This window comes from Kribbella polygonati (assembly GCF_050320105.1).
Lineage (GTDB): Bacteria > Actinomycetota > Actinomycetes > Propionibacteriales > Kribbellaceae > Kribbella.
The window spans coordinates 3,542,210-3,569,136 of record NZ_CP190129.1 but is presented as its reverse complement, the minus strand read 5'-3'; the positions used below and the strand labels follow the sequence as shown (position 1 = coordinate 3,569,136).

Annotated in this window: 25 protein-coding genes and 2 tRNA genes; 11 read left to right on the top strand and 16 right to left on the bottom strand. The window is 68.9% G+C overall.

Features of this window, described 5'->3' with window-relative positions; translation table 11 throughout:
* The first annotated feature begins 69 nt into the window (after positions 1-69).
* Entirely contained in the window at positions 70-669 is a 600-nt protein-coding gene (locus ACQHIV_RS16940) for a dihydrofolate reductase family protein (RefSeq protein WP_427895380.1), read from the top strand.
* A 42-nt stretch (positions 670-711) separates the two neighbouring features.
* A complete protein-coding gene (locus tag ACQHIV_RS16935; protein ID WP_427895378.1) occupies positions 712-1,938 on the top strand; it encodes a deoxyguanosinetriphosphate triphosphohydrolase in 1,227 nt (408 codons plus the stop codon).
* A 139-nt stretch (positions 1,939-2,077) separates the two neighbouring features.
* Here ACQHIV_RS16935 and ACQHIV_RS16930 read toward each other — a convergent pair whose 3' ends face one another.
* Positions 2,078-3,925, bottom strand: a complete 1,848-nt coding sequence (locus ACQHIV_RS16930; RefSeq protein WP_427895376.1) for an exo-alpha-sialidase — start codon at positions 3,923-3,925, stop codon at positions 2,078-2,080.
* A 98-nt stretch (positions 3,926-4,023) separates the two neighbouring features.
* Between ACQHIV_RS16930 and ACQHIV_RS16925 the strand changes: the two genes are divergently transcribed.
* Positions 4,024-5,262 (top strand): NAD(P)/FAD-dependent oxidoreductase, encoded by a 1,239-nt coding sequence (locus ACQHIV_RS16925; protein WP_427895374.1) that lies wholly within the window; start codon positions 4,024-4,026, stop codon positions 5,260-5,262.
* Here the strand turns inward: ACQHIV_RS16925 and ACQHIV_RS16920 are convergent.
* Both ACQHIV_RS16920 and ACQHIV_RS16915 read right to left on the bottom strand, forming a co-directional pair.
* A complete protein-coding gene (locus ACQHIV_RS16920) occupies positions 5,259-6,101 on the bottom strand; it encodes a TolB family protein (protein WP_427895372.1) in 843 nt (280 codons plus the stop codon). The two genes, ACQHIV_RS16925 and ACQHIV_RS16920, sit on opposite strands and share 4 nt — an antisense overlap.
* A 9-nt stretch (positions 6,102-6,110) precedes the next feature.
* Positions 6,111-7,724: a glycoside hydrolase family 99-like domain-containing protein gene (locus ACQHIV_RS16915; protein WP_427895370.1), complete on the bottom strand. Its 1,614-nt coding sequence runs from the start codon at positions 7,722-7,724 to the stop codon at positions 6,111-6,113.
* 62 nt (positions 7,725-7,786) lie between these two features.
* On the opposite strand from ACQHIV_RS16915, the gene dnaG reads away from it, so the two are divergent.
* The gene (dnaG, locus tag ACQHIV_RS16910; RefSeq protein ID WP_427895368.1) at positions 7,787-9,682 is read left to right on the top strand and encodes a DNA primase; all 1,896 of its coding nucleotides are present in this window, start codon (positions 7,787-7,789) and stop codon (positions 9,680-9,682) included.
* On the opposite strand, the gene ACQHIV_RS16905 is transcribed toward dnaG, so the two are convergent.
* Positions 9,679-10,278: a TetR/AcrR family transcriptional regulator gene (locus ACQHIV_RS16905; protein WP_427895366.1), complete on the bottom strand. Its 600-nt coding sequence runs from the start codon at positions 10,276-10,278 to the stop codon at positions 9,679-9,681. The genes dnaG and ACQHIV_RS16905 overlap by 4 nt on opposite strands.
* Positions 10,279-10,369: 91 nt before the next feature.
* On the opposite strand from ACQHIV_RS16905, the gene ACQHIV_RS16900 reads away from it, so the two are divergent.
* Both ACQHIV_RS16900 and ACQHIV_RS16895 read left to right on the top strand, forming a co-directional pair.
* Positions 10,370-11,488 carry an FAD-dependent oxidoreductase gene (locus tag ACQHIV_RS16900; RefSeq protein WP_427895364.1) on the top strand — a complete coding sequence of 373 codons (1,119 nt, stop codon included), beginning with the start codon at positions 10,370-10,372 and terminating at the stop codon, positions 11,486-11,488.
* A 29-nt stretch (positions 11,489-11,517) separates the two neighbouring features.
* The gene (locus tag ACQHIV_RS16895; protein ID WP_427895363.1) at positions 11,518-11,739 is read left to right on the top strand and encodes a hypothetical protein; all 222 of its coding nucleotides are present in this window, start codon (positions 11,518-11,520) and stop codon (positions 11,737-11,739) included.
* On the opposite strand, the gene ACQHIV_RS16890 is transcribed toward ACQHIV_RS16895, so the two are convergent.
* Both ACQHIV_RS16890 and ACQHIV_RS16885 read right to left on the bottom strand, forming a co-directional pair.
* Positions 11,705-12,736, bottom strand: coding sequence for a phosphotransferase enzyme family protein (locus ACQHIV_RS16890; RefSeq protein ID WP_427895361.1), 1,032 nt, complete (start codon positions 12,734-12,736; stop codon positions 11,705-11,707). The two genes, ACQHIV_RS16895 and ACQHIV_RS16890, sit on opposite strands and share 35 nt — an antisense overlap.
* Positions 12,696-13,232, bottom strand: a complete 537-nt coding sequence (locus ACQHIV_RS16885) for a DUF664 domain-containing protein (RefSeq protein WP_427895359.1) — start codon at positions 13,230-13,232, stop codon at positions 12,696-12,698. Before ACQHIV_RS16885 ends, ACQHIV_RS16890 begins: the two co-directional genes overlap by 41 nt.
* A gap of 119 nt (positions 13,233-13,351) precedes the next feature.
* Here ACQHIV_RS16885 and ACQHIV_RS16880 point away from each other — a divergent pair, with 119 nt between their 5' ends.
* Entirely contained in the window at positions 13,352-15,001 is a 1,650-nt protein-coding gene (locus ACQHIV_RS16880) for a M28 family peptidase (RefSeq protein ID WP_427895358.1), read from the top strand.
* Positions 15,002-15,040: 39 nt separating this feature from the next.
* Here ACQHIV_RS16880 and gdhA read toward each other — a convergent pair whose 3' ends face one another.
* The 3 genes from gdhA to ACQHIV_RS16865 form a co-directional block, all read right to left on the bottom strand.
* Positions 15,041-16,390, bottom strand: coding sequence for an NADP-specific glutamate dehydrogenase (gdhA, locus tag ACQHIV_RS16875; protein WP_427895357.1), 1,350 nt, complete (start codon positions 16,388-16,390; stop codon positions 15,041-15,043).
* A 65-nt stretch (positions 16,391-16,455) separates the two neighbouring features.
* Positions 16,456-18,249: an alkaline phosphatase family protein gene (locus ACQHIV_RS16870; protein ID WP_427895356.1), complete on the bottom strand. Its 1,794-nt coding sequence runs from the start codon at positions 18,247-18,249 to the stop codon at positions 16,456-16,458.
* A 105-nt stretch (positions 18,250-18,354) separates the two neighbouring features.
* Positions 18,355-21,039, bottom strand: a complete 2,685-nt coding sequence (locus ACQHIV_RS16865; protein ID WP_427895355.1) for a PKD domain-containing protein — start codon at positions 21,037-21,039, stop codon at positions 18,355-18,357.
* A gap of 194 nt (positions 21,040-21,233) precedes the next feature.
* Here ACQHIV_RS16865 and ACQHIV_RS16860 point away from each other — a divergent pair, with 194 nt between their 5' ends.
* Positions 21,234-21,950, top strand: a complete 717-nt coding sequence (locus tag ACQHIV_RS16860; protein ID WP_427895354.1) for a tyrosine-protein phosphatase — start codon at positions 21,234-21,236, stop codon at positions 21,948-21,950.
* Here the strand turns inward: ACQHIV_RS16860 and ACQHIV_RS16855 are convergent.
* Positions 21,948-22,021 (bottom strand) — tRNA-Ile (locus ACQHIV_RS16855). The genes ACQHIV_RS16860 and ACQHIV_RS16855 overlap by 3 nt on opposite strands.
* Positions 22,022-22,147: 126 nt before the next feature.
* On the opposite strand from ACQHIV_RS16855, the gene ACQHIV_RS16850 reads away from it, so the two are divergent.
* The 3 genes from ACQHIV_RS16850 to ACQHIV_RS16840 all read left to right on the top strand — a co-directional run bounded on the left by ACQHIV_RS16850 (position 22,148) and on the right by ACQHIV_RS16840 (position 23,151).
* On the top strand, positions 22,148-22,417 hold the full coding sequence (locus ACQHIV_RS16850) for a hypothetical protein (protein WP_427895352.1): 270 nt from the start codon (positions 22,148-22,150) through the stop codon (positions 22,415-22,417).
* Complete coding sequence (locus ACQHIV_RS16845; protein ID WP_427895351.1) at positions 22,414-22,677, top strand: hypothetical protein; 264 nt, start codon at positions 22,414-22,416, stop codon at positions 22,675-22,677. The genes ACQHIV_RS16850 and ACQHIV_RS16845 overlap by 4 nt, the downstream gene beginning before the upstream one ends.
* 336 nt (positions 22,678-23,013) lie before the next feature.
* Positions 23,014-23,151 (top strand): hypothetical protein, encoded by a 138-nt coding sequence (locus ACQHIV_RS16840; RefSeq protein ID WP_167214696.1) that lies wholly within the window; start codon positions 23,014-23,016, stop codon positions 23,149-23,151.
* Positions 23,152-23,251: 100 nt separating this feature from the next.
* On the opposite strand, the gene ACQHIV_RS16835 is transcribed toward ACQHIV_RS16840, so the two are convergent.
* The 6 genes from ACQHIV_RS16835 to ACQHIV_RS16810 all read right to left on the bottom strand — a co-directional run bounded on the left by ACQHIV_RS16835 (position 23,252) and on the right by ACQHIV_RS16810 (position 26,920).
* Positions 23,252-23,926 (bottom strand): hypothetical protein, encoded by a 675-nt coding sequence (locus tag ACQHIV_RS16835; RefSeq protein ID WP_427895349.1) that lies wholly within the window; start codon positions 23,924-23,926, stop codon positions 23,252-23,254.
* 465 nt (positions 23,927-24,391) lie between these two features.
* A tRNA-Asn gene (locus tag ACQHIV_RS16830) sits at positions 24,392-24,464 on the bottom strand.
* Positions 24,465-24,557: 93 nt separating this feature from the next.
* The gene (locus ACQHIV_RS16825) at positions 24,558-25,097 is read right to left on the bottom strand and encodes a hypothetical protein (RefSeq protein ID WP_427895347.1); all 540 of its coding nucleotides are present in this window, start codon (positions 25,095-25,097) and stop codon (positions 24,558-24,560) included.
* Positions 25,098-25,130: 33 nt separating this feature from the next.
* The gene (locus tag ACQHIV_RS16820) at positions 25,131-26,015 is read right to left on the bottom strand and encodes a sigma-70 family RNA polymerase sigma factor (protein ID WP_427895345.1); all 885 of its coding nucleotides are present in this window, start codon (positions 26,013-26,015) and stop codon (positions 25,131-25,133) included.
* Between the two features lie 84 nt (positions 26,016-26,099).
* The gene (locus tag ACQHIV_RS16815) at positions 26,100-26,612 is read right to left on the bottom strand and encodes an SRPBCC family protein (protein ID WP_427895344.1); all 513 of its coding nucleotides are present in this window, start codon (positions 26,610-26,612) and stop codon (positions 26,100-26,102) included.
* Positions 26,609-26,920 (bottom strand): ArsR/SmtB family transcription factor, encoded by a 312-nt coding sequence (locus tag ACQHIV_RS16810; RefSeq protein ID WP_380197405.1) that lies wholly within the window; start codon positions 26,918-26,920, stop codon positions 26,609-26,611. The genes ACQHIV_RS16815 and ACQHIV_RS16810 overlap by 4 nt, the downstream gene beginning before the upstream one ends.
* Between the last annotated feature and the right edge of the window lie 7 nt (positions 26,921-26,927).

Here is a 26,927-nt window from a genome sequence, read left to right as displayed (position 1 = left end):
TGCAGAGTAGTCTCTGCAAATAAGTCTCTGCAACCGGATCTTGTCGGTGGGCATCCCTAGGTTGGGGGCATGCGGCCTCATGTGGTGGCTCAGCTGGCGGTCTCGCTGGACGGGGCGACGTCGGGATTCGACGTCGACCTCGCGCGGTTCTATGCGCTGGCGACGCTGTGGCAGGAGGACGTCACGCTGATCGACGCGGACACGATCGTTGCCCAGGAGAACGAAGTACGGGCGGCCCCGCGGCGCGGCGCGCGGGCGGACGGGCCGCTGCTGGCGGTGGCGGACGACCGCGCCCGCGTCCACACCTGGGACTCGTTGCGCGAGCTCGGCTACTGGTCCGACGTACTGGCTCTGTACGCCGACCAGACCCCCGCGCGCCCGCCGGACGCGACGACGCGCGAACTGGTGACCGGCTACGAAGAGGTAGATCTCCTCGAAATCCTCACCGTCCTGGGCCGGCGGGGCGTACAGACCGTGCGTGTGGATTCGCCTGCACTCACCAGAACCTGCCTGGATCAGGGGTTGGTGGACGAGCTCGCGCTGCTCATCCATCCAGTGCTGGCCGGCGGCGTCTCCTGGTACGACACGCCCCGCCTCCACCTGCACCACGCCGGCACCGAAGTCTTCCGGGACGGCGTGATCTGGATCCGTTACTGCGTAGCCATCTGAAGGTCGCGAAACTGTCGGTGGTCGCCGCTACTGTGGGCGGTGATGAGGAAGCAGCATGAGGGGTACGACGAGCACGACGCGGAGCGGTGGGTCGCCGAGCCGGTGAAGCGGCCGGGGCGGACCGCGTTCGCGCGTGATCGGGCGCGGGTGCTGCACAGCGCGGCGTTGCGGCGGCTGGCGGCGAAGACGCAGGTGGTGCTGGCCGGGAGCGACGACTTCGTGCGGAACCGGTTGACGCACAGCCTCGAGGTCGCGCAGATCGGGCGGGAGCTGGCGGCGACGCTCGGCTGCGACCCGGACATCGTGGACGCGGCGTGTCTGGCGCATGATCTCGGGCATCCGCCGTTCGGGCACAACGGTGAGCGGGCGCTCGACCAGGTCGCGGTCGACATCGGCGGGTTCGAGGGAAACGCGCAGACGTTGCGGCTGCTCACCCGGCTGGAGTCGAAGACGTTCGACGCGGACGGGCGCAGTGTGGGGCTGAACCTGAGCCGCGCGACGCTGGACGCCGCGACGAAGTACCCGTGGCCGCGGCGCGCCGGGGAGCGGAAGTTCGGGGTGTACGACGACGATCTCGCGGTGTTCACGTGGTTGCGGCCGGGCGTGGGGGAGCGGCGCTGCCTGGAGGCGCAGGTGATGGACTTCGCCGACGACGTGGCGTACTCGGTGCACGACGTCGAGGACGGGATCGTTGCCCATCACATCGATCTGGCCGCGGTGGACACGGTGCGGGAGCCGTACTGGGAGACGGTCCGGCAGATGTACTTGCCGGAGGCAAGCGATGCCGAGCTGGACGAGGGGTGGGCGCGGCTGAAGGCGCTGCGGTACTGGCCGGCGGCGACGTTCGACGACAGCCGGCGGGCGTTGGGTGGGCTGAAGGACCTCACCAGCGAGCTGATCGGGCGGTTCGCGACCGCGGCCGAGCAGGCGACGCATGCGGTGTTCGGCGGGTCGCGGCTGATCCGGTACGAGGCGGACCTGGTGGTGCCGCCCCGGATCCGGACTGAGATCGGGTTGCTGAAAGGCGTCGGCATGTACCACGTCCTCAAGTCCCCGGAACGCCAAGCCCGCCGAGCCACCCAACGCGAACTCCTCACCGAGCTGGTGGAAGCGCTCTGGAAGACGGCCCCGCGGCACCTGGACATCCCGTTCCAGTCCGACTTCACGCAGGCAACCGACGACAGCAGCCGCCTCCGCGTCGTCGTCGACCAGGTCGCCTCCCTGACGGACCCGTCAGCCCAAGCCTGGCACCAGCAACTCGTTCGCTGACCCCGCTCCGTCCTGTGCTCGGCGAGGCGCCGGGTCGTGCTTGGGGGCCGGGCCTGCGTGGCGGGGGCCTTGAACAAGTAATAGCCGGTGTTCGGCCACCAGTTCCTGTGCAAGGCCGCCACAACGGGCCGGCGCGGGGTCAGTGGATGGTGGTGAAGGGGAGGTTCAGGCCTAGGTGGTTGTAGTTGGGCTTGTTGTACAGGCGGATCTGGGTGAGTTCCGCGTCGGAGAGGGCCCGGCGGTAGACGCGGACCTCGTCGAGCGAACCCTGGAAGCGGTTGGCGCCGTCGACCCGTTGGCCGACGTGGATGCCCTGGACGCCGAACTCCTTCCCGGCCGTGACAGAGCCCGCGGGTGCCGCCGTGGAGCCGACCTCGGCCCCGTCGACCAGCAGCCGGAGCTTCCCGGCGGCGCGTTGGAGCACGACGTGGTGCCACTGGTTGTCGTTGTACGCCGACGCCGACTGCACCGTCACGTTGAACCGGTCGACCGACAGCAGTGCCCGGATCCGCTTGCTCTCGGGCTCCGCCCGCAACCACACCTGCGGCGTACTCCCGGACCCCGTCCGATAGGCCCACAAGATCGCATGCGACCCGGTGGTGGACCCGTACTTGATCCACGTCATCATCGTGAAGTCGTCCGCCCCGAGGTCGATCGACCGGTCGAACGGCACCTCGACGTAGTCGTCCACCCCGTCCAGCGCGATCCCGGTCCCGAACTTGCCCTCGGCAACAGTTGCGCCGCCCCGCACGTACGCCGGATTGTGCGCCGGCCCGGCGTCAGGCGTGAGCGGCCCCGGTGCCGGCGGCCCCGGAATGCCGGGCGGCGTCCCGTTCGGCACCGACAGGTACGCCTCGTTGAACCGTGCCCACCGGATCGACTCGTACGGGCTCGCGACACCGGCCTCGTACAACAACCCGGTCTGGTCCCCGTCCAGCCGGACCATGTCGGAGTACGCCGACGGCCCCCACCAGAACACCTTGCCCTGCTGCCATGTCCCGAACGACCGCGCCTCGTCGTACGACGACCGCACCGTCATCACCTCCCGCGCGGCCGGATGCGCCGGCGCCGAGAACAGGATCCGGTGCGCGTCGAACCGCAACAACGAACCCTGCACGTCCGGCATCACCAGCTGCGGGATCGTCCGGAACGGCTTGTCGAACGTCTGCCCGCCGTCGCTGCTGATCGCGTACGCGCGGTTGCCCGGATCCGTGCCGCGCTCGCGGGCGAGCGCGTAGATCCGCCCGTCGTTCAGCTCGACGACCGTCACCTCCTGTGCGATCACCTTGCCGTCGTCCCGGGACGTCGTCGCCCCGATGTGCCAGGTCTGGCCGGAGTCGTCGGAGTACAGCAGATGCGTGCCGTAGACATGCGGCCCGACGCCGTCGTACGTCTCGAAGTTCGCGCCGACGATGAGCCGGCCGGCGTGCGGGCCGTGCTGGAGCTGGATCCCGTGCATCGGGCCGGTCGCGTACCAGAAGTTCCAGCTCGGCAGCTTCGCGTCGGTGAGCTCGCGCGGTGCGGTCCAGGTGGCGCCGTTGTCGTCGCTGGTCTGCACGTACGGGTCGCGGTCGCAGCCGTTCGTACAGGGCTCCGGGCCGTTGTGGGTCGTCACCAGGACGACCCGGCCGGTCCGGTGGTCGACGATCGGCACGGGATTGCCGTGGGTGCTTCCGTTGCCGTCGGAGACCACCTGCAGCGGTCCCCAGGTCTTGCCGCCGTCGGCGGAGCGGCGCAGCACGATGTCGATGTCGCCGTCGTCGCCGCAGTCCGCGACGCGACCCTCGGCGAACGCGAGCACGTCACCGTTGGCGGCGTGGACGACGGCGGGGATCCGGAAGCACGCGTACCCCTCGGTCTTCTGCTGGAACAGCACGCTGTCGTCGACGAACGGGACGGGCGGCCCGGACGCGCGGGCCGGGGAGGTGAGGGTGACGAACACCAGGAGGGCGGCGGCCGCGAGGCGGCCTGGTCGGAGTACGCGCATGACTCTCCTCAGGAGGACATAGGACGTATTATGTCCTGTGACAACGTAGTCACCGAGACCGCCTGCGACAAGAGTTCGGCGGGGACTAAGGTTCGTTCATGGCTGATGAACAGATCGTGATCGTCGGTGCGAGTCTCGCGGGTGCGACCGCGGCCGAGACCCTGCGGGAGGACGGCTGGAGCGGGCGGATCGTCCTGATCGGCAGCGAGAAGTCCTTGCCGTACGAGCGACCGCCGTTGTCCAAGGACGTGCTGCTCGGCAAGGCCGAGACCGGTGCCGCGCAGCTGCACGACCAGCAGTGGTACGACGACCACACGATCGACCTCCGGCTCGGTACGACGGTGACCGCGATCGACCCGGCCGCGCACACGGTGACGCTCGACGACGGCTCGCAGGTCCCGTACACGAAGCTCCTGATCGCGACCGGCAGCCGCGTCCGCGAACTCGACGTACCGGGGGCCGAGCTGCCCGGCGTGCACTACCTGCGGACGGCGGAGGAGTCGCAGGCGTTGACCGAGGCGTACGCCGCGAAGCCGCGGGTGGTCGTCGTCGGCGCCGGGTGGATCGGGCTCGAGGCCGCGGCCGCCGCGCGCGAGAGGGGCTGCGAGGTGACGGTCGTCGAGCCGCAGTCGACCGCGCTCGCCGCCGTCCTCGGTGAGGAGGTCGGCGGGCTGTTCGCCGACCTGCACCGCGCGCACGGCGTGCAGTTCCGGTTCGGGACCGGCGTCGAGGGGTTCGAGGGCACCGGCAAGGTGACCGGAGTGAAGGTGACCGGCGGCGAGGTGATCCCGGCGGACCTGGTGATCGTCGGCGTCGGCGTCCGGCCGAACACCGAGCTCGCGGCCGCGGCCGGCATCGAGGTCGCCACGCCGGAGAACGGCTCCGGCATCGTCACCGGCCCGGACCTGCGGACGAAGGTCGCGGACGTGTACGCCGCCGGCGACGTGGTCCGCTGGGACCACCCGCTGCTCGGCCGCTCGATCCGCGTCGAGCACTGGCAGAACGCCAAGGACACCGGCGCCGCGGCCGCCAAGTCAATGCTCGGCGAGGACGTGTCGCACGACGCGATCCCGTACTTCTTCACCGACCAGTTCGACCTCGGCATGGAGTACGCGGGCGAGGTGCCGCGCGGTACGTCGTACCACGTGGTGCTGCGCGGCGACCCGAAGTCCGGCGCCTACCTGGCGTTCTGGCTGGACGACCAGAACCACGTGCTGGCCGGTATGCACGTGAACACCTGGGACACGATCGACGCGGTCAGCGCGCTGATCCGCTCCGGCAAGCAGGTCGACCCGGCCCGCCTCGCGGACACCTCCGTCGAGCTGACCGAGATCTAGAGCGGGTAGGTGACGTACGCGAACGACGAGCTGTCCGGGGACCAGCTGGGCACGTTCATCGTGCCCTGGCCGCCGAACAGGCTCGTCAGTTCGCGGACCTCGCCGTCGCGGGTGAGCAGCCGCAGCCGGACGTCGTCGATGTCGGCCGGATGCCCCTCGGTCCCGGTCGGGAAGCTCACGTAGGCGATCGCCGAGCCGTCCGGCGCGGGATGCGGGAACCAGTTGACCCGCTCGTCGTCGGTCAGCTGCTCGGCCGTGCCGTCCTTGATCCGGAACAGCTGCGCCTGCCCGGCGCGCTCGGAGTTGAAGTAGATCCACTCGCCGTCCGGCCCGTACTCCGACCCGTCGTCGGCGAACTCGTCGTCGGTCACCTGGACGTCGGCGCCGCCCGCGGCCGGGATCGTCCAGACGTTCGTGATCCGCCGCTCGCCGACCCACTCCAGCCCGATGTACGCGAGCGTCGTACCGTCCGGCGACACGCCGTGCAGGTAGTGGTGGAACCCGGTCCCGCGGTCGTTGGTCACCCGGCGGCCCGCGCCGCCCTCGATCGGGACGGCGTAGAGGTGACCGTCGTTCGCCGACACGTACACGGTCCGCCCGTCCGGGCTGACCACGTGGTCGTTGTTGATCGCCGGCACCCCGCCGAGCTCGATCTCCTCGAGCCCGTCGGCCACCCGGTACAGCAGACCGTTGCCGTTGACAATCAACGTGCCGTCGGGCAGCCAGTTCGGCGCCTCGAACAGCACCTCGTCCGAGCTGAACACCAGCCGGTGCTCGTTACGGGCGACATCGACGACGTACAGCTCAGACCGCTGACCGGGACGCAGAGTTCGGGGCATGTCCGCACCCTAGCTCGGGTTCGCGACGCAGCCGGGTCCTTGGAGCGACAGCTCGGTATGCAAGATGTCGAGGTACGCGCAGCCGTCGCGCTCGTTCGGCTCGATGATGCCGCCCTCGTGCCACTCGTTCCACGCGTACAGGAACAGGTAGTTGTCGACGGTCGGCGGGCGGGTCGACGTGGCCATGTCGGCCACCGCGTTGCGGACCGCCGTACGGTAACCGTCCAGGGACTGGTCCGGCATCCAGCGGATCGCCTTCACGTCGGTCTGCTCGATCGGGTACCGCGGTCGCTCGTCGAAGTCCGACAGCACGCACCGCCCGTACGCACCAGGCGCCTGGTTGTAGAACGCGCGCTGACCCTGCAGGTACGTCTTGTACGAACGGCTCTCGACCGCAGGCCCGTCGGTTGTGCAGTACGGCGCGTCCGCACCGGCGTTGCCGACCTGCTTCGGGTCGAAGCCGGCCTGATTGATCATCACGTAGATGTCCTCGCCGAGCTGGCTGCGGGCCTTCGCCCGGACCGTGTCTACGAACTGCTTCACCTGCGCGTTGCTGCCGTCGCCGAGTCCGCGGGCGTCGCAGATGTTCAGGATCTTCCGGCCGTCGTTCGTACGCAGCGTGTTGTCCTGCTGTAGGTAGCGCATCAGGTTCGCGGCCACGGCGTCGTACTGCGTGGTCGGGATGTTGAGCGGTGCGTAGGGGTGCGCGCAGACGCCGACGGTGAAGTCGATGCTGTCCTTGTTGCGTGCTTGCAGGAACGCGTCGAGCGCGGCGGCGGTGACGGTCTGCTGCTGCTTGGTGTTGTCCCAGTACCAGTAGAAGTTGAAGAAGCTCAGCCCGGCCGAGGTCGCCTGGGTGATGTGCTTCTCGAGGGTCTCCGGCTTGGAGCTGTCGTAGTACCCGATGGAGGGCTTCAGGTGCGACCAGTCCTCGCCGGGCCAGTTGTCAGTCGCGTAGTGCGTGCCGTCGTGGAAGTCCCGTACGCCGCCCCACCAGTCGTTGTCACGCCCGTAGACCTCCTTGGTGCGGGCGATGATCGTCTGGTGGCCGTTGGTGTTGAACATGCCGAAGTACACGGCGCCGGCGCGCACCCAGTTCTGGTACACGTAACCGACCGGCCCGTCGAGCGTGTAGCCCGCCCTTAGCAGCTCATCCGTCCTGGACGCGACAGCCAGCCGCCATTCCTTCCCATTGGTGAACCGCCGCAGCTCCACCAAACCTGGCGCAGGCTGTGTGGCAACGTATCCGGCCGTCCCCTCCAACACCCAGTGCTGGGCCACCAGTGCGTCCCGCTCTTGCGTACTGCTCGTGAACAACCACTTGGACGCGGTCGCGGAGGGCTTGAGCCGGTACAACGCCGTCCACCCGGCCTTGGCCTCCCGTCCGATGAACCCCGTCGTACCGGGCTGCCGCTGGTAACCGGCTGCTGTCGCCGACGCGACCTCCCGCGGGTCGGCGGAGTACAACCGCCCGACCCCTCCGGGGGAGACCAGCTCGACAAATGGTGCCGCCTGCGACTGGGCCGCGGGCTGGTCCGCGCTGACGGGTCCGGCGGTCAGCGCCGCGGTGATCGTGGCGATGGCTGCCGCGGCGAGCGCGAGCAGACCGAGTGTGCGACGCATACAGACTCTCCCCAGCTTTCCCCAGGTTCGTCGTCGGTTGCCGATGATCGTAGACTCGCGGGGTGGCAGGCCGGATCAAGGAAGAGGACATCGCGCTGGTGCGCGAGCGGGCCCGGATCGACGACGTCGTGGGTTCGTACGTGACCTTGAAGAACGCCGGCGGCGGCAACCTGAAGGGCCTCTGCCCGTTCCACGACGAGAAATCGCCGTCGTTCAACGTCACCCCGGCCCGCGGCTTCTTCTACTGCTTCGGCTGCCAAGAGGGCGGCGACGTCATCGACTTCATCCAGAAGGTCGACCAGATCACCTTCTCGGAGGCGGTCGAGACGCTCGCCTCGAAGGTCGGCATCCAGCTCCGGTACGAGGACTCCGGCGCGCCGGTGCCGCGCGGCCCGGGGAACCAGCGGCCGCGGCTCGTCGAGGCGCACCGGGTCGCCGCCGAGTTCTACGTCGACCAGCTGTTCGGCGCCGCCGAGGCGTCGCTGGGTCGGCAGTTCCTGGACAAGCGCGGGTTCGACAAGGACGCCGCCGTCCAGTTCGGGGTCGGGTTCTCGCCGCGCGGCGGCGAAGCGCTGGTCAGCCACCTCCGCGGCCGCGGGTTCACGAACGCCGAGCTGGTCGCCTCCGGCCTGGCCGCCGACGGGCAGCGCGGGCTGTACGACCGGTTCCGTGGCCGGCTGATGTGGCCGATCCGGGACGCGTCGTCGGACGTGATCGGGTTCGGCGCCCGCCGGTTGTTCGACGACGACCGGATCGAGGCGAAGTACCTGAACACGCCCGAGACGCCGATCTACAAGAAGTCCAAGGTGCTGTACGGCGTGGACCTGGCCCGGCGGGAGATCGCGAAGGGCCGGCAGGCCGTCGTGGTCGAGGGCTACACCGACGTGATGGCGTGTCACCTGGCCGGCGTACAGACCGCCGTCGCCACCTGCGGTACGGCGTTCGGCGACGACCATGCGCGGGTGCTGCGGCAGTTGCTGCTCGACAACGACCAGTTCCGCGGCGAGGTGATCTTCACCTTCGACGGCGACGAGGCGGGTCAGCGGGCCGCGTTGAAGGCGTTCGCCGGCGACCAGGCGTTCGCGGCGCAGACGTACGTCGCGGTCGAGCCGGACGGGCTGGACCCGTGTGACCTGCGGCTGCAGAAGGGCGACGCGGCGGTCCGTGAGCTGATCGGGCGGCGGGTCCCGCTGTACCGGTTCGTGCTGGGGAACGTGCTGACGAAGTACGACCTGGACCGGGCGGACACCCGGATCGACGCACTCCGGGAAGCGGCCAAGCTGGTGATCAGCATCCGCGACCGGTCGAAGGTGGACGCGTTCACCCGGGAGCTCGCCGGGCAGCTCGGGATGGAGGTCGACCAGGTCCGGTCGGAGGTCTACCGGGCGGCGTCGCGAGGCGTGGCTCCGCAGCAGCAACAGCACCACCAGCAGCAGGCCGCGGCCGCCGCTGCCGAGGCCCGGCCGGTGCAGCGGACCGACATCCCGTCGCCGCGGGACCAGCGGTTCGTGATCGAGTGGGACGTGCTGAAGGTCGCGATGCAGTTCCCGGCGCTGGTCGGGACCGCGTTCGACGAGCTCGACGACCACGACTTCACCCACCCGTGGCTGGCCGCGGTCCGGGCCGCGATGGCGAAGGTCGGCGGCCCGGCGGTGGCGCCACCCGGCGAGGCCTGGGTGGTCGCGGTCCGCGATGCCATCGGCAACGATCCCGCCGCCGCGGTGGTCGGCGCCCTGGCCGTCGACCCGCTCCGCCTCGGCCGCGACCCCGACGAGCAGTACGCCCACGCCCTGCTCGCCCGCCTCCAGGAACTGACCTGCGCCCGCCGCATCGCCGACCTGAAGTCGAAACTCCAGCGCACCAACCCGATCGACCGCGCCGACGAGTACAACCGCATGTTCGGCGAACTGATCGCCCTCGAGGCCTACCGCGCCGAACTCCGCAACCGAGCCATCTAGTCCTTCAAGTGTGAGATCAGCCGGGCGACCTCTTCGGCGTACTTCGTGGTGAAGTCGGTGTCGTCCGGGTCGAGGCCGAGGGCGCGGGCTATCTGCGGGAAGACGACCGGGGCGGAGGCCAGGCCGAAGAGGGCGAGGCCGGTGTACGCCGGGTCCAGGTCGTCGGCGAGTTCGCCGTCGGTCTGGCGGCGGCGGAAGTCGTCGAGCATGGCCTGGAAGCGGGCGCGCTGCCCCTCCGCGTCGGTCTGACTGGTGTCGCGGTCGACGGCCTCGCGGACCAGCAGGCGGAGCAGGTCGGGCCGCTGGATCGACGTCCGGGCGTAGGCGCCGACCACCTCGCCGAGCGACTCGACACCCTCGGTGATGTCCGGCTCGGAGGCCCGCCAGCGCTCCGCGACCGCCCGGTACAGCCCCTCCTTGCCGCCGAAGTAGTACGAGATCAGCTGCTTGTTCACGCCCGCCCGGGTCGCGATCTCGCCGACCCGCGCCCCGCTGAACCCGTGCGCGCCGAACTCGACCTCCGCCGCGTCCAGCAGCACCTGCCTGCTGCGCTCGGGGTCGCGCTGCCGCTCCTCGGGTCCCGGTGATCTGCGCACGAAAATCATCCTAGCGGATCGCCATCCGGCGTGCTAACTTAATCAACCACACGGATGACAGAGTTGGATTCACGGATGATTGGAGTCGGAGATGAAGGTCGCGATCATGGGCGCCGGCATCGGCGGACTGGCGCTCGCCCAGGGGTTGCGGAAGGCAGGCGCCGAGGTCGTGGTGTGCGAGCGCGATCCCGCACCGCAGTACCGCAAACAGGGGTACCGGATCCACATCAGCCCGGTCGGGGAGGAGGCACTGGCCGCGATGCTGCCGGACACCGTCCGGCGACGCGTGATCGCGACCGCCACCCATCCGGGCGACCTGGTGGCGGGGTTCGACGCGCAGCTGAACGAGCAGTTCCAGCAGGTGTTCCCGGTCGCCGGGCCGGACGCCGTCACGTCGGTGGATCGGTATGCGTTCCGCCGGGCGCTGATGACCGGGCTCGACGACGTACTGCGGTTCGGCAAGCAGTTCACGTCGTACGCCGAGACCGCCGACGGCGTCGAGGTCTCGTTCGCGGACGGGACGTCCGTGACCGCCGACGTGCTCGTCGGGGCGGACGGCGTGGGGTCCGGCGTGCGCCGGCAGTTGGTGCCGGAGCTCGACGTGACCGACATCGGGGTGCGCTGCATCTACGGGAAGGTGCCGTTGACGGACGCGGTGCGTGCGGCGGCGCCGGAGGCGTTCCTGCGCGGGTTCTGTTTCGCGAGCGACGGAGCCGGGCTCGGTACGGCGTTCGGGCCGGTGATGTTCCGGGAGCCACCGGCGGAGTACGGCGACTACCTGATGGCGGTGCTGACCGGGACGAACGCGGTGCTCGGCGCGTCGGACGACGAGCTGTTCGCGATGCGGCCGGCGGACCTGTGGGCGATCGTGACGCGCTCGGTGGCCGACTGGCATCCGTCGATCCGCGCGCTGATCGCGGCGGGGGAGCCGGAGGCGGCGTTCCCGATCACGTTGCGGACCTGCGTCACGGTCCCGACCTGGTCGGCGGAGCGCGTGACGATGCTCGGCGACGCCGTACATCCGATGACGCCGGCGGCGGGCGCCGGCGCGAACACCGCGCTGTGGGACGCGGCCCGGCTGACCCGGGCGCTGACGTCCGGGGAGGACCTCGCGACGTACCAGCGGGACGTGGTCACCAACGGACAGCAGATCGTCACGGAGTCCCTGCACAACGCGGAGCGCCTGTTCAGCGTGTCGATCCCGGTCTGAGGTGGAGCACGGATGGCTAGGGTGACGGCATGTCACAGATGCAACCGCGGCGGACGGTCAGCGCCAGGAAGATCGTGTCCGGTGAGATCAGCTTGGACACGTACCCGTTCCGGTACGTCATCGTCGAGAGCGAGGCGAACCCTGAGGACGTGCTGACCGTTGTTGAGACCGAGGAGCAGCGTGGCTGGGAGCTAGTCAACATCACCACACTCACGCTCAATCGCTACGCGGCCGTCCTCCGGCGGCGCTGAGCCGGTCCTGCACCTCTGGCAGTCGGTCGAGCATCGTCAGGGCGGCCTGGTGGCGGGCTCGGGCGTACAGCTCGAGGGAGGCCGGGACCGGCGCGGGTGCCGAGAGCGGGTAGGTGGAGCCGAGGGTGTGGGCGCAGCCGGCCGCGACGACGGACCGGAGGTCGTCCGGGCGTGCGGCGGGGTGCTCGGAGCGGTAGGCATCGAGCAGTACGGCGAGGCCGTCGATCCACTGGTCGCCGAGGATCACCGTCCGCGGGTCGCAGCCGATGCGGGCGATCTCCCAGGCGACGAACCCCGGACGCGGTGGCTGGAAGTCGATCACCGCGGCGACATCGTCGCCGTTCAGCATCAGGTTGGGAGAGGCGAGGTCCCCATGCAGGACGTGCGTAGTAAGGGCGGGCAGACCGGCGAGGAGTGCGCCGGCGTGCCCGAGCAACGCCCGGCGTTCCTGCGCCGCCTCGCAGGCCCACGCTTCGAACGAGGTGAGCTCGGCCCGCGCCTGGAGGCGTGCGATCAGTACGTCGAAGTTCCGCTCGGCCCGCGCGACATCGCGGAGCCCGGTCGCCGGACGGAGCGTCGGTCTGGCGCGTGGGTGCTCCGACAGCCGGCGGTGCAGCCTGCCCAGCACCGTCCCGACCGCGGGCCAGCGCGCGCCGGTGAGCCCGCCCTCGGCGGTCTCGCCGTCGACGAACTCCCACAGCGACATCGGCAACGGCGCCGCGATCAGATCGCCGTCGAGAGTACGCCGTACCGCGGGCACCGGCACCGCGCGGCCGGCGTATGCGGTCAGCTCGATGGCTTCCCGTTCGCTGTCGAGGTTGCCGTCGTAGAGCTTGGCGAACCACGAGCGGCCGGTCTCGTCGACGACCCGGAAGTTGACGGTGTTCGTCCCGGCGTGGATCCGGTGCAGTTCGACCGCCTGCACGCCGTACGACTTCTCCAAGGCCTCCGTCAGCTCATTCAGGGTCGTTGCCCCGTACTCCGTCCACGGCTTCACGCAGTACGTCGGCGTGACCGGTGTGCTTCAGGTACTCCTCCAGCAGGTCGAACGCGACCCGCCGCCGGTTCGTCGTCCACGCCGGATCCGGGTCCACGACGAGGGCGTCCAGACCACCGTCCGCGCTCAGCTCCTGCCAGGTGGCGCGAGAGCGGGCGGCCGCGGCGTACCAGAGGGCATACAGCTCGTCCGGATCGTCGGAGACGGCGGACTCCCAACCCCAGCGGTCGTTCTCGACCCAGCTGCGGGTGTCCCACGGCGCGGCGAGCGGGCGGTCGGCTGCCTTCGCGGTGAAGCCGTCCTCGACGAATGACAGGTGCTTGACCAGCCCGGCCAGCGTCATCGTCGACGGCGGATGCGTCTGCCGGAGTTGCGCGGCGGTCAGCCCGCCGGTCTTCCAGGCGAACTGCTTCCGCGCCCGGTCGAGCGCGAACTGCAGTGTCTCCGCCTCGTCGCCGCGCGGGCCCGCGTCCAGCGGGAGGTCTGTCCAGTCCATGCCGGCTCCTTCGTGAGCCACCAAGGATGACAGTCCTGTCATGTGTCGTGCCACATCTTCAGTCCGCGCCTCTCCAGGCGTATCAACGGCATGTACAAGCCTCAGGGGAGGAGAGAAGGATGAGCTCAGGAAGAGCACGACGTCGAGGCTGGGGACTCGCGATGACCGCGGCCGCGGCCGTGGCCGTCACCGGGGCCTTGACGCCGGTCGCTTCGAGCGCCACCGGGACGGCCGACGCCAACCCGACGGCCTGCGCCAACCGGGTCAACAACACCCCGCAGAAGCTCGTCGACTGTGTCACCCAGACGGATCTCTGGGCGCACATGGTCAAGTTCCAGCAGATCGCGGACGCCAATCCGGGCGCCGACGGCCACCCGTCGCGGAACTCGGGGGAGCCCGGCTACAAGGCGTCGGCCGACTACGTGGCCAGTGTGATGAAGGCAGCGGGGTACGACGTCACGCTGCAGGAGTACAAGTTCCACTACACGAGTTTCGTCGGTACGCCGGTGATGCACGAGGACTCGCCGACGCCGCACTCGTTCGCCCTGGTCAAGGACTTCAACCCGGCGTCGGTCGCCGGTTCGGCCAGCGCGAAGGTGCAGCCGGCGGGCGGCATCGTGGTACCGGCGACGCCCACGCCCAGCTCGGCCAGCGGCTGCGCGGCGTCCGACTTCGCCGGGTTCGGGGCGGGCAACATCGCGCTGATCCAGCGCGGCACGTGCACGTTCGCCCAGAAGGTCGCGAACGCCGAAGCGGCCGGCGCGTCCGCGGCCGTGATCTTCAACGAGGGCAACCCCGGACGGACGAACGCCTTCTCCGGCAGCCTCGCCGGTACCGAGCACATCCCCGTGCTGTTCACGTCGTACGCCGTCGGCACGCAGCTGCTGTCGCAGTACGTCCCGGGTTCCGCCCCGACGCTGACCGTCAACGTCCAGGTGATCGACGACCCGAACCGCTCCGACTGGAACGTGATCGCCGACTCCAAGGGCGGCGACCCGAACAACATCCTCGTCATCGACGCGCACCTGGACGCGATCTTCGGCGCCGGGATGCTCGACAACGCGTCGGGTTCGGCCACGATCCTCGACATCGCGCAGATGCTGAAGAACACCAGCACCCGCAACAAGCTGCGCTTCATCTGGTTCGGCGGCGAGGAGCTCGGGCTGCTCGGCTCGAAGTTCTACGTCAACACGCTGCCACCGGCCGAGCTCGCCAAGATCAAGTTCGACCTCGACGCCGACGTCACCGCGACGCCGAACTACGTGGCCGGCGTGCTCGACCCGAAGGACGGCGTGAACCTGTTCGGACGCGGCCCGGGGACGCCGATGCCGCCGAGCATCTGGGCTCCGTCCGCGATCGGCCGTGACTTCGGGATCGACTACCTGAACTCGATCGGGAAGAACCACATCCTGTTCTCGGCCGACGGGACGGACGCGTTCAGTTTCCAGCAGGTGGGGGTTCCGGCCAGTGGGGTACTCACCGGCCAGGACTGCTGCAAGCTCGCCTCCGACGTCGCACTGTTCGGCGGGTCCGAGGGCAACTTCGAGGGCACCGTGCCGGGCGACGACGGCGGCTGTGTCGACAACCCGTTCCGCTGGTGCGACAACCTCAGTAACAACGACCCGACGGTTCTGACCTGGATGTCGAAGACCTTCGCCAACATGGTCGGCCACATGGCCTTCGACACACAGGTGTTCGACGCCCCGAGACCGGCGACCGGTCATGCCAAGGAGGCGCCACAGGGTCCGAAGAACGCACTGACCAGCTGACCTGCCCCGCTGAGCCTCGGTCCCGCCCGGGACCGAGGCTCAGATCACTCCGAGCGCCAGCACCGCGTCGGCGACCTGGACGAAGCCGGAGATGTTCGCGCCGACCACGTAGTCGCCCGGCGCGCCGTACTCCTCGGCCGCCTCCGCGCACCGGGTGTGGACATCGACCATGATCTGGTCGAGCCGCGCCTCGGTGTGGTCGAAGTGCCACGAGTCGCGTGACGCGTTCTGCTGCATCTCGAGCGCACTGGTCGCCACCCCGCCCGCGTTCGCGGCCTTGCCCGGCCCGAACAGCACGCCCCGGTCACGCCAGACCGCGACGGCCTCCGGCGTACACGGCATGTTCGCGCCTTCGGCGACGGCGAGTACGCCGTTGTCGGCCAGCGTGCGGGCCGCCGCGCCGTCGAGCTCGTTCTGCGTCGCGCACGGCAGCGCCACCTCGCAGTCGACCTCCCAGACCGAACCGCCCGCGTGGTGCTTCGCCTTCGGGCGCCGGTCCGCGTAGTCGGCGACGCGACCGCGCTCGACCTCCTTGATCTGCCGCAGCAGCGCGAGATCCAGGCCGTCCTCGTCCACGACGTACCCGTTGGAGTCGGAGCAGGCAACCACCTCGGCGCCGAGCTCCTGCGCCTTCTGCGCCGCGTAGATCGCGACGTTGCCGGAGCCGGACACGATCACGCGCCGGCCGGCCAGTTCGAGTCCCTTGGTGGCGAGCATCTCGCGGGTGAAGAACACCGCGCCGTACCCGGTCGCCTCGGTCCGCACCTGGCTGCCGCCGTACGCGATCGCCTTGCCGGTCAGTACGCCGGACTCGTACCGGTTGGTGATCCGCTTGTACTGGCCGAACAGGTACCCGATCTCGCGCCCGCCGACGCCGATGTCGCCGGCCGGCACATCGGTGTACTCGCCGATGTGCCGGTACAGCTCGGTCATGAACGACTGGCAGAACCGCATGATCTCGCCGTCGCTGCGGCCCTTCGGGTCGAAGTCCGACCCGCCCTTCCCGCCGCCGATCGGCAGCCCGGTCAGCGCGTTCTTGAAGACCTGCTCGAAGCCGAGGAACTTCACGATCGACAGGTTCACCGACGGGTGGAACCGCAGCCCGCCCTTGTACGGCCCGAGCGCCGAGTTGAACTCCACCCGGAACCCGCGGTTGATCCGCACCCGCCCGCTGTCGTCGGTCCACGGCACCCGGAAGATCACCTGCCGCTCCGGCTCGCACAACCGCTCGATCACGGACCCCTCGGCGTACCGCGGATGCTTCGTCACCACCGGCGCCAACGACTCCAGCACCTCGTGCACCGCCTGGTGGAACTCGCTCTCGCCGGGGTTGCGCGCCAGCACAACCCCGTACGCCGCTTCCAGATGATCCTCAAGTGTCTGAACCATGGCGGTCAGGATACGGAATACCTGACCGCCGTGCTGCGGGACGTCGGCATGCGAGACCCGCTACGTCACCGCTGGTTGCGTCCCACCGCGCCCGGAAGGACCCGCGTGCCCTCGACCCGTACGGCGCGCAGGCTGTGCGGGTCGAGCCCGAGCAGCGAGAGGACCGTCGGCGCGACCTGGGTGGTCTCGACCGGCGTACGCACGACGCGTGCCCGGACGCCCGCACCGCTGACCAGCATCAGGACGTGACGGTCGCCGGGGTTCATGCCGCCGTGCTCGGCGAGCTTGGTCGGCTTCGCGTAGACGACGCCCTCCTGGACCTTGCCGAAGACATCGGGGTAGCGGCCGTTGCCGACCGGTACGCCGAAGAACCGCGCGGCCTGGGCGCCGGCCCAGATGCGGGCCAGGCCCGAGTGCTGAACCGTGACGGACTTCTTGTTCACGTCGAAGCCCTGTGCCGTGTGGTTCCACAGGTAGCCCTTGACGAAGTTGCTCGCGGCCTGCGAGTTGTCCGAGAGGTAGGACTGCCACAGGTCGTCGTTCGTGCCAGCGACGATCAGCGTCTTGCCCGGGTGCGTCTTGGCCCACTCGGCGTTGATCGCGTCGACGATCGGACCGTCCTGCACCGTGACGAGCTTTGCCGGATCCTGCGGCGACTGCCCGTGCTTCGCGGTGACGATGATCGTCGTCGAGTCCGTCAGCTGCTGCTTCGCGATCTCGGCGACCATCCGGCCGAGCTGGGCGTCGACGGAGGCGAAGGCGCTCGACAGTGCCGGGCCGGGAACCAGCTTTCCGTTGACCCACTGATAGCCACCGGGCTGCGGTGCGCTGGTGGTGTACCCGCCGTGGCCGTCCGAGATCAGGTCCGCCGAGGTGGAGCGGCTCTTCTGCGCGACCGAGACGGTCTGGAAGTTCATGCCGAAGATCGCGGGGGTGCCGACGTGGTTCTTGCCCGAGTGGTCGAGGCCGTCGATCTCGTTGAGCATGGCCTGGACCTTGTAGCCGTCGTACTGCTTGGTCGCGGCGTCGATGTGCGCCCAGTCGTCGTCCTGCGGGTACGGCTTGCCGTTCGGCATCACGGCCTGCGAGTCGATCTCGGGGCCGAAGAAGTCGTCGATGCTCTTGCCCTGCGAGCCGGGACCGTTGAACGACATGTAGACGGCGTGCTTGTCCGACCACGCAGTCCGCAGGCCGGCGGCGTGCACGACCTGGAAGATCGAGTTGTCGCCGAGGTAGTCCCACGGCATCACGTTCTGGCAGGTCGCCGGGTCGACCGGGAAGGTTGACTTGTCGAACGACGACGCGTCGTTCTTCAGGTTCATGATCAGCGCTGGGTTGCGGTCGGCGCCGTTCGCACCGTAGATCGACCCGTTCTCGTCGAACGACGGGAACGCGTGCGCCGCACCGGTGGCCAGGTCCGGGACGCCCGGGAGCGCGTCGTCGGGCGAGTCGTAGACGACGTCGCCGCCGGTGGCCGGGTGGCCCGGCGTACAGGCCGCGCCCGGCTCGTCGACCTTGTGGCTGTACTCGACGTCGTAGTACACGCCGGTCGACCGCGGGTTGCCCCCGGTCATCAGCGCCGTACCACCCGGGTCGGAGTCGGACGGGTTGGACGTCAACGCGTTCGTGTACTCGCTGCCGCTGCGCGCCAGCCCGGCGAGCGCCGACTTCGGATGGGTCGCGACGTACCAGTCGAGATCGCTCTGATGCATGCCGTCGATCGAGATCAGCAGGACATGCTTGGTGTGGTGGGACGCGCTCGCCGCCTGCGCGCTCGTACCGATGAGGGGTACGGCACACAGCGCGGCGATCGCCGCCGCCGCTAGTCCGGCCGCGACCGGACGGGAGAATTTGGCCATAGGGCCATGCCTATGCACCCCGTACAGCTCCCACATGAAGCGCAGGTGTCCAACACCCTGCACTTCGGCAACCACAACCCGGGGAAACTGTGGACACCCTCAGCTTCAGCTCACGTTGACCGAGGTGTCGTCGATGACAAAGGACGTCTGCTTCGTGTAATCCTCCGTGCCGGTGAACTTGAGCGTGATGTTCTGCCCCGCGTAGCTGGACAGGTTGAACGAGTGCAGGCTGTAGCCGGTGTTCGCGTTGAGGTTCGAGTAGGTGTACAGCGTCGACAGGACAGTGCCCGCGCTGTTCAGGACCTGCAGCTTGAGCGTGTCGTACTTCGACGTCGTGCTCGTCTCCGCGGTATCGACGTGCATGTAGAAGTTGAACTTGTAGTTCGTGCATCCCGTCGGCAGCGTCACGGGCTGCGACAACGTGTCCGTGTGGGTCGCGCCGTACCCGTCCATCCACGCCTTCCAGCTGCCGGTGCGGGCAGGCTCGGCGGAGTTGCTGCTGACCACACTGGAGCTCGCTGACCACGGCGCCGCCGTACCGGTCTCGAAGCCGGGGTTGCCGAGCAGTTGCTGCGTCGTGCACGAACCGGACGTCGGGGTCGCCGTCGCCTCGGCGGATTGCGCTCCCTCTCCGATCGAGTTCACCGCGCTGACCTTGTAGTAGTACGCCTGCCCGTTGGTCAGCCCGGTGTCGGTGCAGGTCAGTACGACGCCCAGGCCGCTGCAGCCGCCGCTGGTCACCGGCGTTTCCGAGCCGCTGCTCGTGCCGCGGTACACCTTGTACGAGGTGATCGCGACGCCGCCGTTGTTCGCGGGCGCTGTCCACTTCAGCGATGCCTGGCCGTTGCCCGCGGTTGCGGTGAGCCCGGTCGGCGCGTCCGGCGGCGTACCGGCGATCGGAGACGCCGTGACGCTGACCGTTGCGGTCGCGGTCTTCGCAGGTGAGGAGCTGTCGGTGACCGTCAGCGTCGCCGTGTACGTGCCTGCCGTGGTGTACGTGTGGCTCGGGTTCTGCGCCGAGCTGGCCGCGGAGCCGTCGCCGAAGTTCCAGCTGTAGCTGTACGACGGAGTGCCGCCGGTGGCCGTACCGCTGAAGTTCGTTGTCAGCGGCACCTGTCCGGACGTGGGGTTGCCGGACGCGGTGGCCGTGAGCGGGCTGCCGACCGCGCCCACGGTGGTTGTGACCGTCGAGGTCGCTGTCTTCGAAGAGCTGTCGGTGACCGTCAACGTCGCCGTGTAGGTGCCGGCCGTGGTGTAGGTGTGGCTCGGGTTCTGCGCGGTACTCACGGCCGAGCCGTCGCCGAAGTTCCAGCTGTAGGAGTACGGCGCGGTGCCGCCGGTGGCCGAGCCGCGGAACGACACGGTGAGCGGCGCGTTTCCGGTCGACGGCGTACCGGACGCGGACGCGGTCAGCGGGGTCGAACCCTGGATCCACAGGTCCTCGAGCGGGTCACCCAGGGCGGCCTGATCGGCCGCGGTCATCGGGTACGTGCCGAGCCCCAGGTTCCCGTTCGGGTCGATGATGCCCGCGTGCACGTTCTCCATCGTCCGTTCCATCGCCGCCAGCACGTTGTTCGTCGTGTAGGCGACGTGGCTGACGTAGCCCTGCTTCATGTACTTCGGTGATGCCACGATGACGGTCGGGACACGGTACGTGTTGGACACGTGGTCAGGGCCGTTCGAGCCGTTCTGAGTGTCGTCCTCGGTCACGACGATCACGGTGTTGTCCTTGTACGCGGCGTTGCCCATGATCGAGTCGACCACCTGCTTGGTGACCGCGTCGTTCTTCGGGATGTCCTGGTAGGTCCCCGGGTGGTCGTTGAACAGCTCGACGTACGAGTACGCGGGCAGGCCGTTCGCGGAGACGTAGTTCAGGAAACCGGTCCCGATCGTCTGGTCGTCGTCGTTCTGGCCCTTGCAGGTGTAGTTGTTGTACGTCAGTTCCTCCGGCACGGTTGTGCCCGGGCGGTTCACCGGCAGCACCTCGGGGTTACCGGTGCCCGGGTTGCGCCAGTACCCGCTGCCGGTGCTCTGCATCCAGTAGAAGTCACCGTTCATGACGAACGTGTACGGGCTGGTGCCGGTGGCCGCACCGGTCTGGGTGACACACGGATCGCTGCCCTCGCCGGCCGGTCCGGTGACACCCTTCAGTTGGCGATCGAAGAACGTGCCGTGCGTGGCGGGGTACGGCTGCTGCTGGCTGCTGGACGCCGACTGGGCGGAGAACAGCCACCAGTGGTTCGGGCCGCTGGGCGGCTGCGTGCCGGTGCTGTACGCGTCCAGCAGCGAGTAGGTCTTCGCCAGGGTGTGCAGGTTGGGCACCGAGCTGATGTGGTTGGTGCTCTGTACCTGGCCGTTGCAGCCGGCCTGGACCGTCGTGGCGCAGTCGCCAAGGTAGTCGTCGAACGTGTGATTCTCGCGGTAGAGCACGACGAAGTGCGTGAACGGCGGGAAGTACGGGGCCAGGGGGTTGCTCGCGGCAACCGCCTGTTGGGTTACGGACCCGGTCGGCTTGAACGTTCTGGGCTGCGGGAACCTCGTGAACTCCGAACCATTGCTCGCGAACTTGGCTCCCGTGCAGTCGTAGTCGTCGGGCTTGTAGGACTGCGGCCGCGAACCCTGTGGGAGATCTTTGGCATCCTCGGGGTCCGCGCTCGGATCCCAGCCCTTCAACGTGCAGGATCCGGGACCGGACGCGGGCCGACCGCTGCCTTGGGCCGGACTCGAGACAGCTACGACCGTCACGGCAACCACCGCGACGACGGACAGCGCAGACTTCCAACCGATCATCGGAGCTCCTCCACCAGACTGATTTCGGGCGGTGCCTGGTTGGCTACCGAACGGAATGATCCGCGCGGACGAGTCCCTGAGCAAGGCCTCGGCAACTTGTTCACAGGTTGTTCCGTGACCTGAGAATTGCCTTAGTTTGTTGGGACTCCGGCACGACGCCCGGATTCCAGCCACGACCGACGGAAGCGAGCCCCATGCATCTGACCTGGCCCAACTGCCTCAACGTCCGCGACCTCGGCGGTCTCCCCACCGGTGACGGAGGCCGGATCGCTGCCGGGGCGTTGATCCGTTCCGACAATCTCAGCCGGCTGACCGACGCCGGCGTGACGGCGGTTCGGGACGCCTCCGTGAGCCGCATCATCGACGTACGGACGTCACCGGAGTGCGAGGGCGACCCGTCGCCGTTCGCGACCGACCCGGTCTATCGCAACATGCCTCTCTACCACCCGGACGATCCCTACGACCCGACCCTCACCCTCGATCAGACCTACATGGCGATGCTCGACCTCCACCCCGAACTGTTCGCCGCCGCCGTCGGAGCGATCGCGGACGCGCCGCCCGGCGCCGTCGTCGTCCACTGTCACGCCGGAAAGGACCGCTCCGGCAACGTGGTCGCACTGGCCTTGACCGTCGCGGGAGTCCCCGCCGAGTCGGTCGCCGCCGACTACGCCCACGTGGACGACCGCATGCGCGACCATTTCACCGAACAGTTGGCCCTTATCGACGACCCCGAAGAACGCAGCCAACTCGCCGAGTCCTTCACCGCCCGCCCAGAGACGATGCTCGCCGTACTCCAACACCTCGAAGACCACTACGGCGGCACCGAGTCCTACCTCCGCCAGGGCGGCCTGGACACCACCCAACTCCACACCCTGAAAGCCCGCCTGACATCGCCACACAACCCGAAGTAGGGCGGACGGGACTCGAACCCGTGACCCAGGGATTATGAGTCCCCTGCTCTAACCAGCTGAGCTACCGCCCCGTGTGCGGCAGATCGTATCGGGTGCGGGCCGCGGGCCTCCTTGAGGGTGACTTTGGTGAGGGTCGCGGTGATGATCTTGACGACGGACTTCGGGTTGCGGTTGCCGGTGGCGGCCCGGACCAGGGTGTGTCGGGCGGTGAAGCGGCCGACCTATTGCGGTACGGCGACTGTGTAGCCGGTGACGTGGTCGCCGTCGAACAGGCCGGACGGGCGGATCGTCCAGTCGACCTCGCTCGCCCGGACGAACTTCCCGGTGCGGGCGGTGTCCTCGTACAGCGGGCGACCCAGCCGGAGCAGCTACGGTACGACGAACCTGCGGTTGAACCGCCTCTCGCGGGCGGCTTCATCGGTACGCCGCGGACCAACCGCGGGCCCGGTGCGTACTCGTGGCCGTGACAAGGCAGGCTGCGGACTCGGAGAGCATCGCCGGTGCGGGGGAGCCGTACGGTACCCCGAGCCGTCGAGATAACCGCGTCGTGCCCGGCGAGCGCGACGTCATCCCCCCGCCCCACGACTCCGCGCGGGTCGAGGCGCCGGGCCGGCCGACGTGTACGGCGAGGCTCGTCGTACGGCGGACCGTGGCCGCGACGAGGCTCGTCGTACGGCGGACTGTGCCTGCGGCGAGGGTCGTACGGCGCGGCCTGTGCCTGCGGTGAGGGTCGTTGTACGGGCGGACCGTGGCCGGGGTGAGGCTCGTCGTACGGCGGACTGTGCCTGCGGCGAGGGTCGTACGGCGCGGCCTGTCCCTGCGGCGAGCGTCGTCGGGCGGACTGTGTCCGTGGTGAGGGTCGTTGTATGGCGGACTGTGGTCGCGGGGGCGTGTTCTTCGGGTGGGAGGTCGGCGTGGTGCGGGGAGGGGTGGATGTGGCGGGGGACGTCGGCAGTTGCGGCATGTCTCGGCTCGAGAACCAGGGGAGGTTCAGGGGTTTGACGGAGGGCTGGTTACCGGGGAGCGGGCATGATGGAGGCAGGTCCGGACGAAGGGAACATCGATGGGCTGGTTCATTTTCCTGGTGATCGTGGTGGGCGCGATCGCGGCGTACAAGTACCGCGTGCCGCTGCTGGCGAAGATCCTCGGTCAGCCTCAGCACCGCATCCAGCGGGCAATCGACCGGAAGAAGGGGAAGTAACACTTCCTCCCGCCAAGCAACAAGAGGCCCTGCCTGCGCGTCCGCGGCCAGGGCCTCTCGTCACCTGCCCCGATCAGCTCACGCCGACCAGGCGCCCGAGTCATCCAACTTGTACCGCGACGATCGATGCCGCCGCCGTGATGTCCCCGCTGCCGGCGCTGCCCTGGTCCTGGTTGTAGCCGAACCCGTAGACACCGACAGTCGTGTCGCCCGTCACCGTTACTACCTTCACTGTGGACCCGAACAGGTCGTGGCCCTTCGCGGGCGAGATCGCCACTCCGCCGACCGTGCCGACGTCGATGCCCCACTTGGCGTCGCCGGACGCGTTCGGGTCCTGCCCGATCCGGAGCCCGACCTGCGGCATGCTGCCGGCCACACCCGCGGCTGTGCGGTTGAACGTCACCGACGTGTTGACCAGCCAGGTGCCCTTCGGCAGCGTGAAGGTGCCGAGCGGAGTGAACCCGTCGAAGTACTTGCCGCCGAGGGTCTTGATGATCGTCGGCTTGATCTCAGCGGAGACGCCCTCCTTGCCGTACTTCTCCGGGGCGTTGATGGCGGCGCGTAACTGCGGGTTGAGGTCGTTGGAGATGATCGAGTTGTCGACGATCTGCAACGAGGAGACCGACCGGGCGCAGAGCGGGTAGGTGAGTGTCTTGCAGCCGGTGCCGCCGGCGGCGTTGGCGGCGACCGAGACGCCGATGACTGCGGCTGCTGCGACTACGCCCGCTACCGCGAGGCGGCCGGCCTTGGTGGTCAGGATGTGCTTGAAATTCATGAGTTTTCCCCTTTGTCCCCGAGGCCCCCCTCGGGATCTGGAGAGGAAAGTACGCCCAATCAGTGGTCTAGGCCAATAGTTGGAACGTAATTGGTTCGATAATTTCTGCGCCGTGACCGTGAGGTGGGTGCCGGAAGCCTAGTTCTCGGCAACGTCGACGGTGCTGGATCAGGCGGCGGCGGCGAGGGCCGTTTCGCCTTTGGGTAGGCGGATCTGGGTCGGTCCCGGGGTCGATCGCCAGGTACGAGGTGCCGTGGGCAACGGTCACCTTTATGGCCGGCGCCGGTCGTTGAGGACACCAACGTCCGGGTAGCAGTCGACGGTGATAGGCGTCGGAGTCGCGGTATGACGTACCTCGGGAGATCGGCTCGCCGGTCGCGCTCTCGGTGCCGGCCCCGAAGCTGCCGGAGCCGGGAAAGAAGAAAGCCGGGCTCCTGTGAAACCAGGACCCGGCTGACGAACTTGCTCCCGCCACTGGACTCGAACCAGTAACCTGCCGGTTAACAGCCGGCTGCTCTGCCAATTGAGCTAGGCGGGATCGTGGTGCTTGCGCTCCTCGAAACCCTGAGGACCTGAGTAGGTTAGCAGGCGACCGGCGAACTACAAAAACGGGATTCGGGTGCCTGCCGGGTCAGACGCCGAACTCGTCCCGGACCTCCTTGAGTGCCGCCTCGGCCGCGTCCACGACGCCCGGCTGGGACGGCTCCAATCCCTTGTCCAGAACGATGTTCCAGGTCACCTCCGCGTCGGCGCCGGACGGGTTGCGCCGGCCGACGATGCGCACTCCGCGTTTGCCGGACAGCGGCACGTGACGCTGTACGACGATGCTCGCGTCGACCCGCTCGCGGAGCAGTTGCCCGAACCGCCCGGGGTCCTCGACCTTGAGCTCCGTGGCGCGCAGCGGCGTCCCGAAGTCGGTCGTCTCGTAGACGTGCAGTACCGACGCCTCGGCGTCCCAGTTGGCGCGCTCGATCTTCTCCCAGCCGACCCGCCGGTCGGCGTCCGTGGAGTCCGACGGCAGGTACACGGCCGCCCGCGTCCCGGCCACCCAGCGACCGTTCGCCAGTTGCGCCGCCGCAAGAACGTCCTCCTTGCGTCCGGTCGACTCGCGGGCAGCCGCCGACACGGCGGCCCCCAGTTCACGCGGCCAGGCGGTACGCAAAAGTCTCACACCGACATCATCCCAGCACCTCCAAGCCAGGTCTCAGGCGACGTACTCCCTCAGCTGTGGCAGCGCCCGGCGCCGCAGCTGCCGCAACGCCTCGCGCTCCAGCGCGCGCACCTTCGCCGGATCCAGATCGAGTTGTACGGCGGTCTCCTCGGGCGTCGACGGGATGTGTCCGCGCAGCCCGTACCGGTGCTGCAGGACCTCTCGGTGCGGGTCGTCCAGGAACTCCAGGTGGTACGCGAGGTCCCGGCGGAGCGCGGCCTGGAGCACGATCGGGTCGTCCTCGAGCACCGGGTCGGACTCGTCCAGGTCGAGCGTCTCCGGCTGCGTGCGCCACTCCTGTGCGCGCTCGATCCGCGCGATGCTCAACCCGGTCGCCCGCGCGAGCTCCGGCGTACTCGGGTCGTGTCCCAGCTGCTGCGTCAGGTCCTGCCGCGCCGAACTGACCCGGGACGCGTCGGCGTACGCCTGGGCCGGCATCCGCACCAGCCGCGACCGGTCCGAGATCGCCCGCCCGATCGCCTGCCGGATCCACCAGATCGCGTACGTCGAGAAGCGGTTCCCGAGCCGGTGGTCGAACCGCTCGACGGCCCGCATCAGCCCGATGTTGCCCTCCTGGATCAGGTCCAGCAGCGAGATGCCCTTCCCGCCGTACCGCCGGGCGAGCGACACCACCAGCCGCAGGTTGCCCTCGACCATCCGCTGCCAGGACAGCTGCCCGTACGCGACCACCTGCCGCAGCTCGGCCGCGTCGGCCCGCAACGGATCGCCCCGCAGCCGCTCACCCGCCAGCAGTCCGGCCTCGATCCAGTAGGAGTGCTCGTTCACCTCCTCCAAGCTCAGTAACTCGTGCCGGCCGATGTCACGCAGGTACGCCACCAGCGCGGTCACGTCCGCCGGATCACAGTCGAGATCAGCCATCAGTCCTCTCCCCGAAAATCTCCTTGCCCAAGAGAGTGCCTGATTCCGGCCGCCCAGAACCGGTGACTTCGAGTATGTGGATAACTACTCTCGGTCCCAGGATGGGTAGGACGGCGCGAGCTCGGCGTACCGGTCGGACCAGTCCGGCAGGTCGGCGCCGGCCAGATGCGCGTCGAGCCGGTCGAAGAACGCGTGCGTCCCCGGAACGAAGCCGCGGGCGTTCTGCTCGGACAGCCCGGTATGGGTGAAGACGAGCAGCGTGCCGTCCCCGTCCGGGCGGAGTTCGTACCGTACGACGCCGTCGTCGACGATCCGCTGCTTCCACTCGTGCTCCAGCACGTGCGGCGGGTCCCAGACCAGGATCCGGCCGGTCAGCCGCTTCGCGTCCGGCGCCGCCGGGGGATCGGTCGGCAGCATCTCGATGCTCCCGCCGGCCCGTCCGTCGATGACGGTCTCACCGAACCAGGCGGCGCGTTCGCGCGGATCGGTGAGCGCGGCCCAGACCCGCTCGACCGGGTGTGGGAGGTGCCGGCGGAAGGTCATCACGGCGCGATCGCCGTCGATCGTCAGTTCGCCGAGCCGGTCCGTTGCGGTCATGTCGAAGTCTCCTCGCTCAGATGGGATTCGAGGGCGTCCAGGTGCCGCGGCCAGTACCTGCGGTAGGTGCTGATCCAGTTCTCGATCTCGATCAGCCGGTCGGCGCGCAGCGTGTAGATCCGTTTCTGCCCCTCCGGCCGGACCTCGACCAGTCCGACCTCGCGCAGGATGCGCAGGTGCCGGGACACGGCCGGCTGGGTCAGCCGGTGCAGGTGTGCGACCAGCTCACCGGCCGGACGCTCGCGCTCGGCGAGCAGGTCGAGCACCTCCCGCCGGCTCGGTTCGGCGATCGCCTCGAAGACGTCCATGGACAGA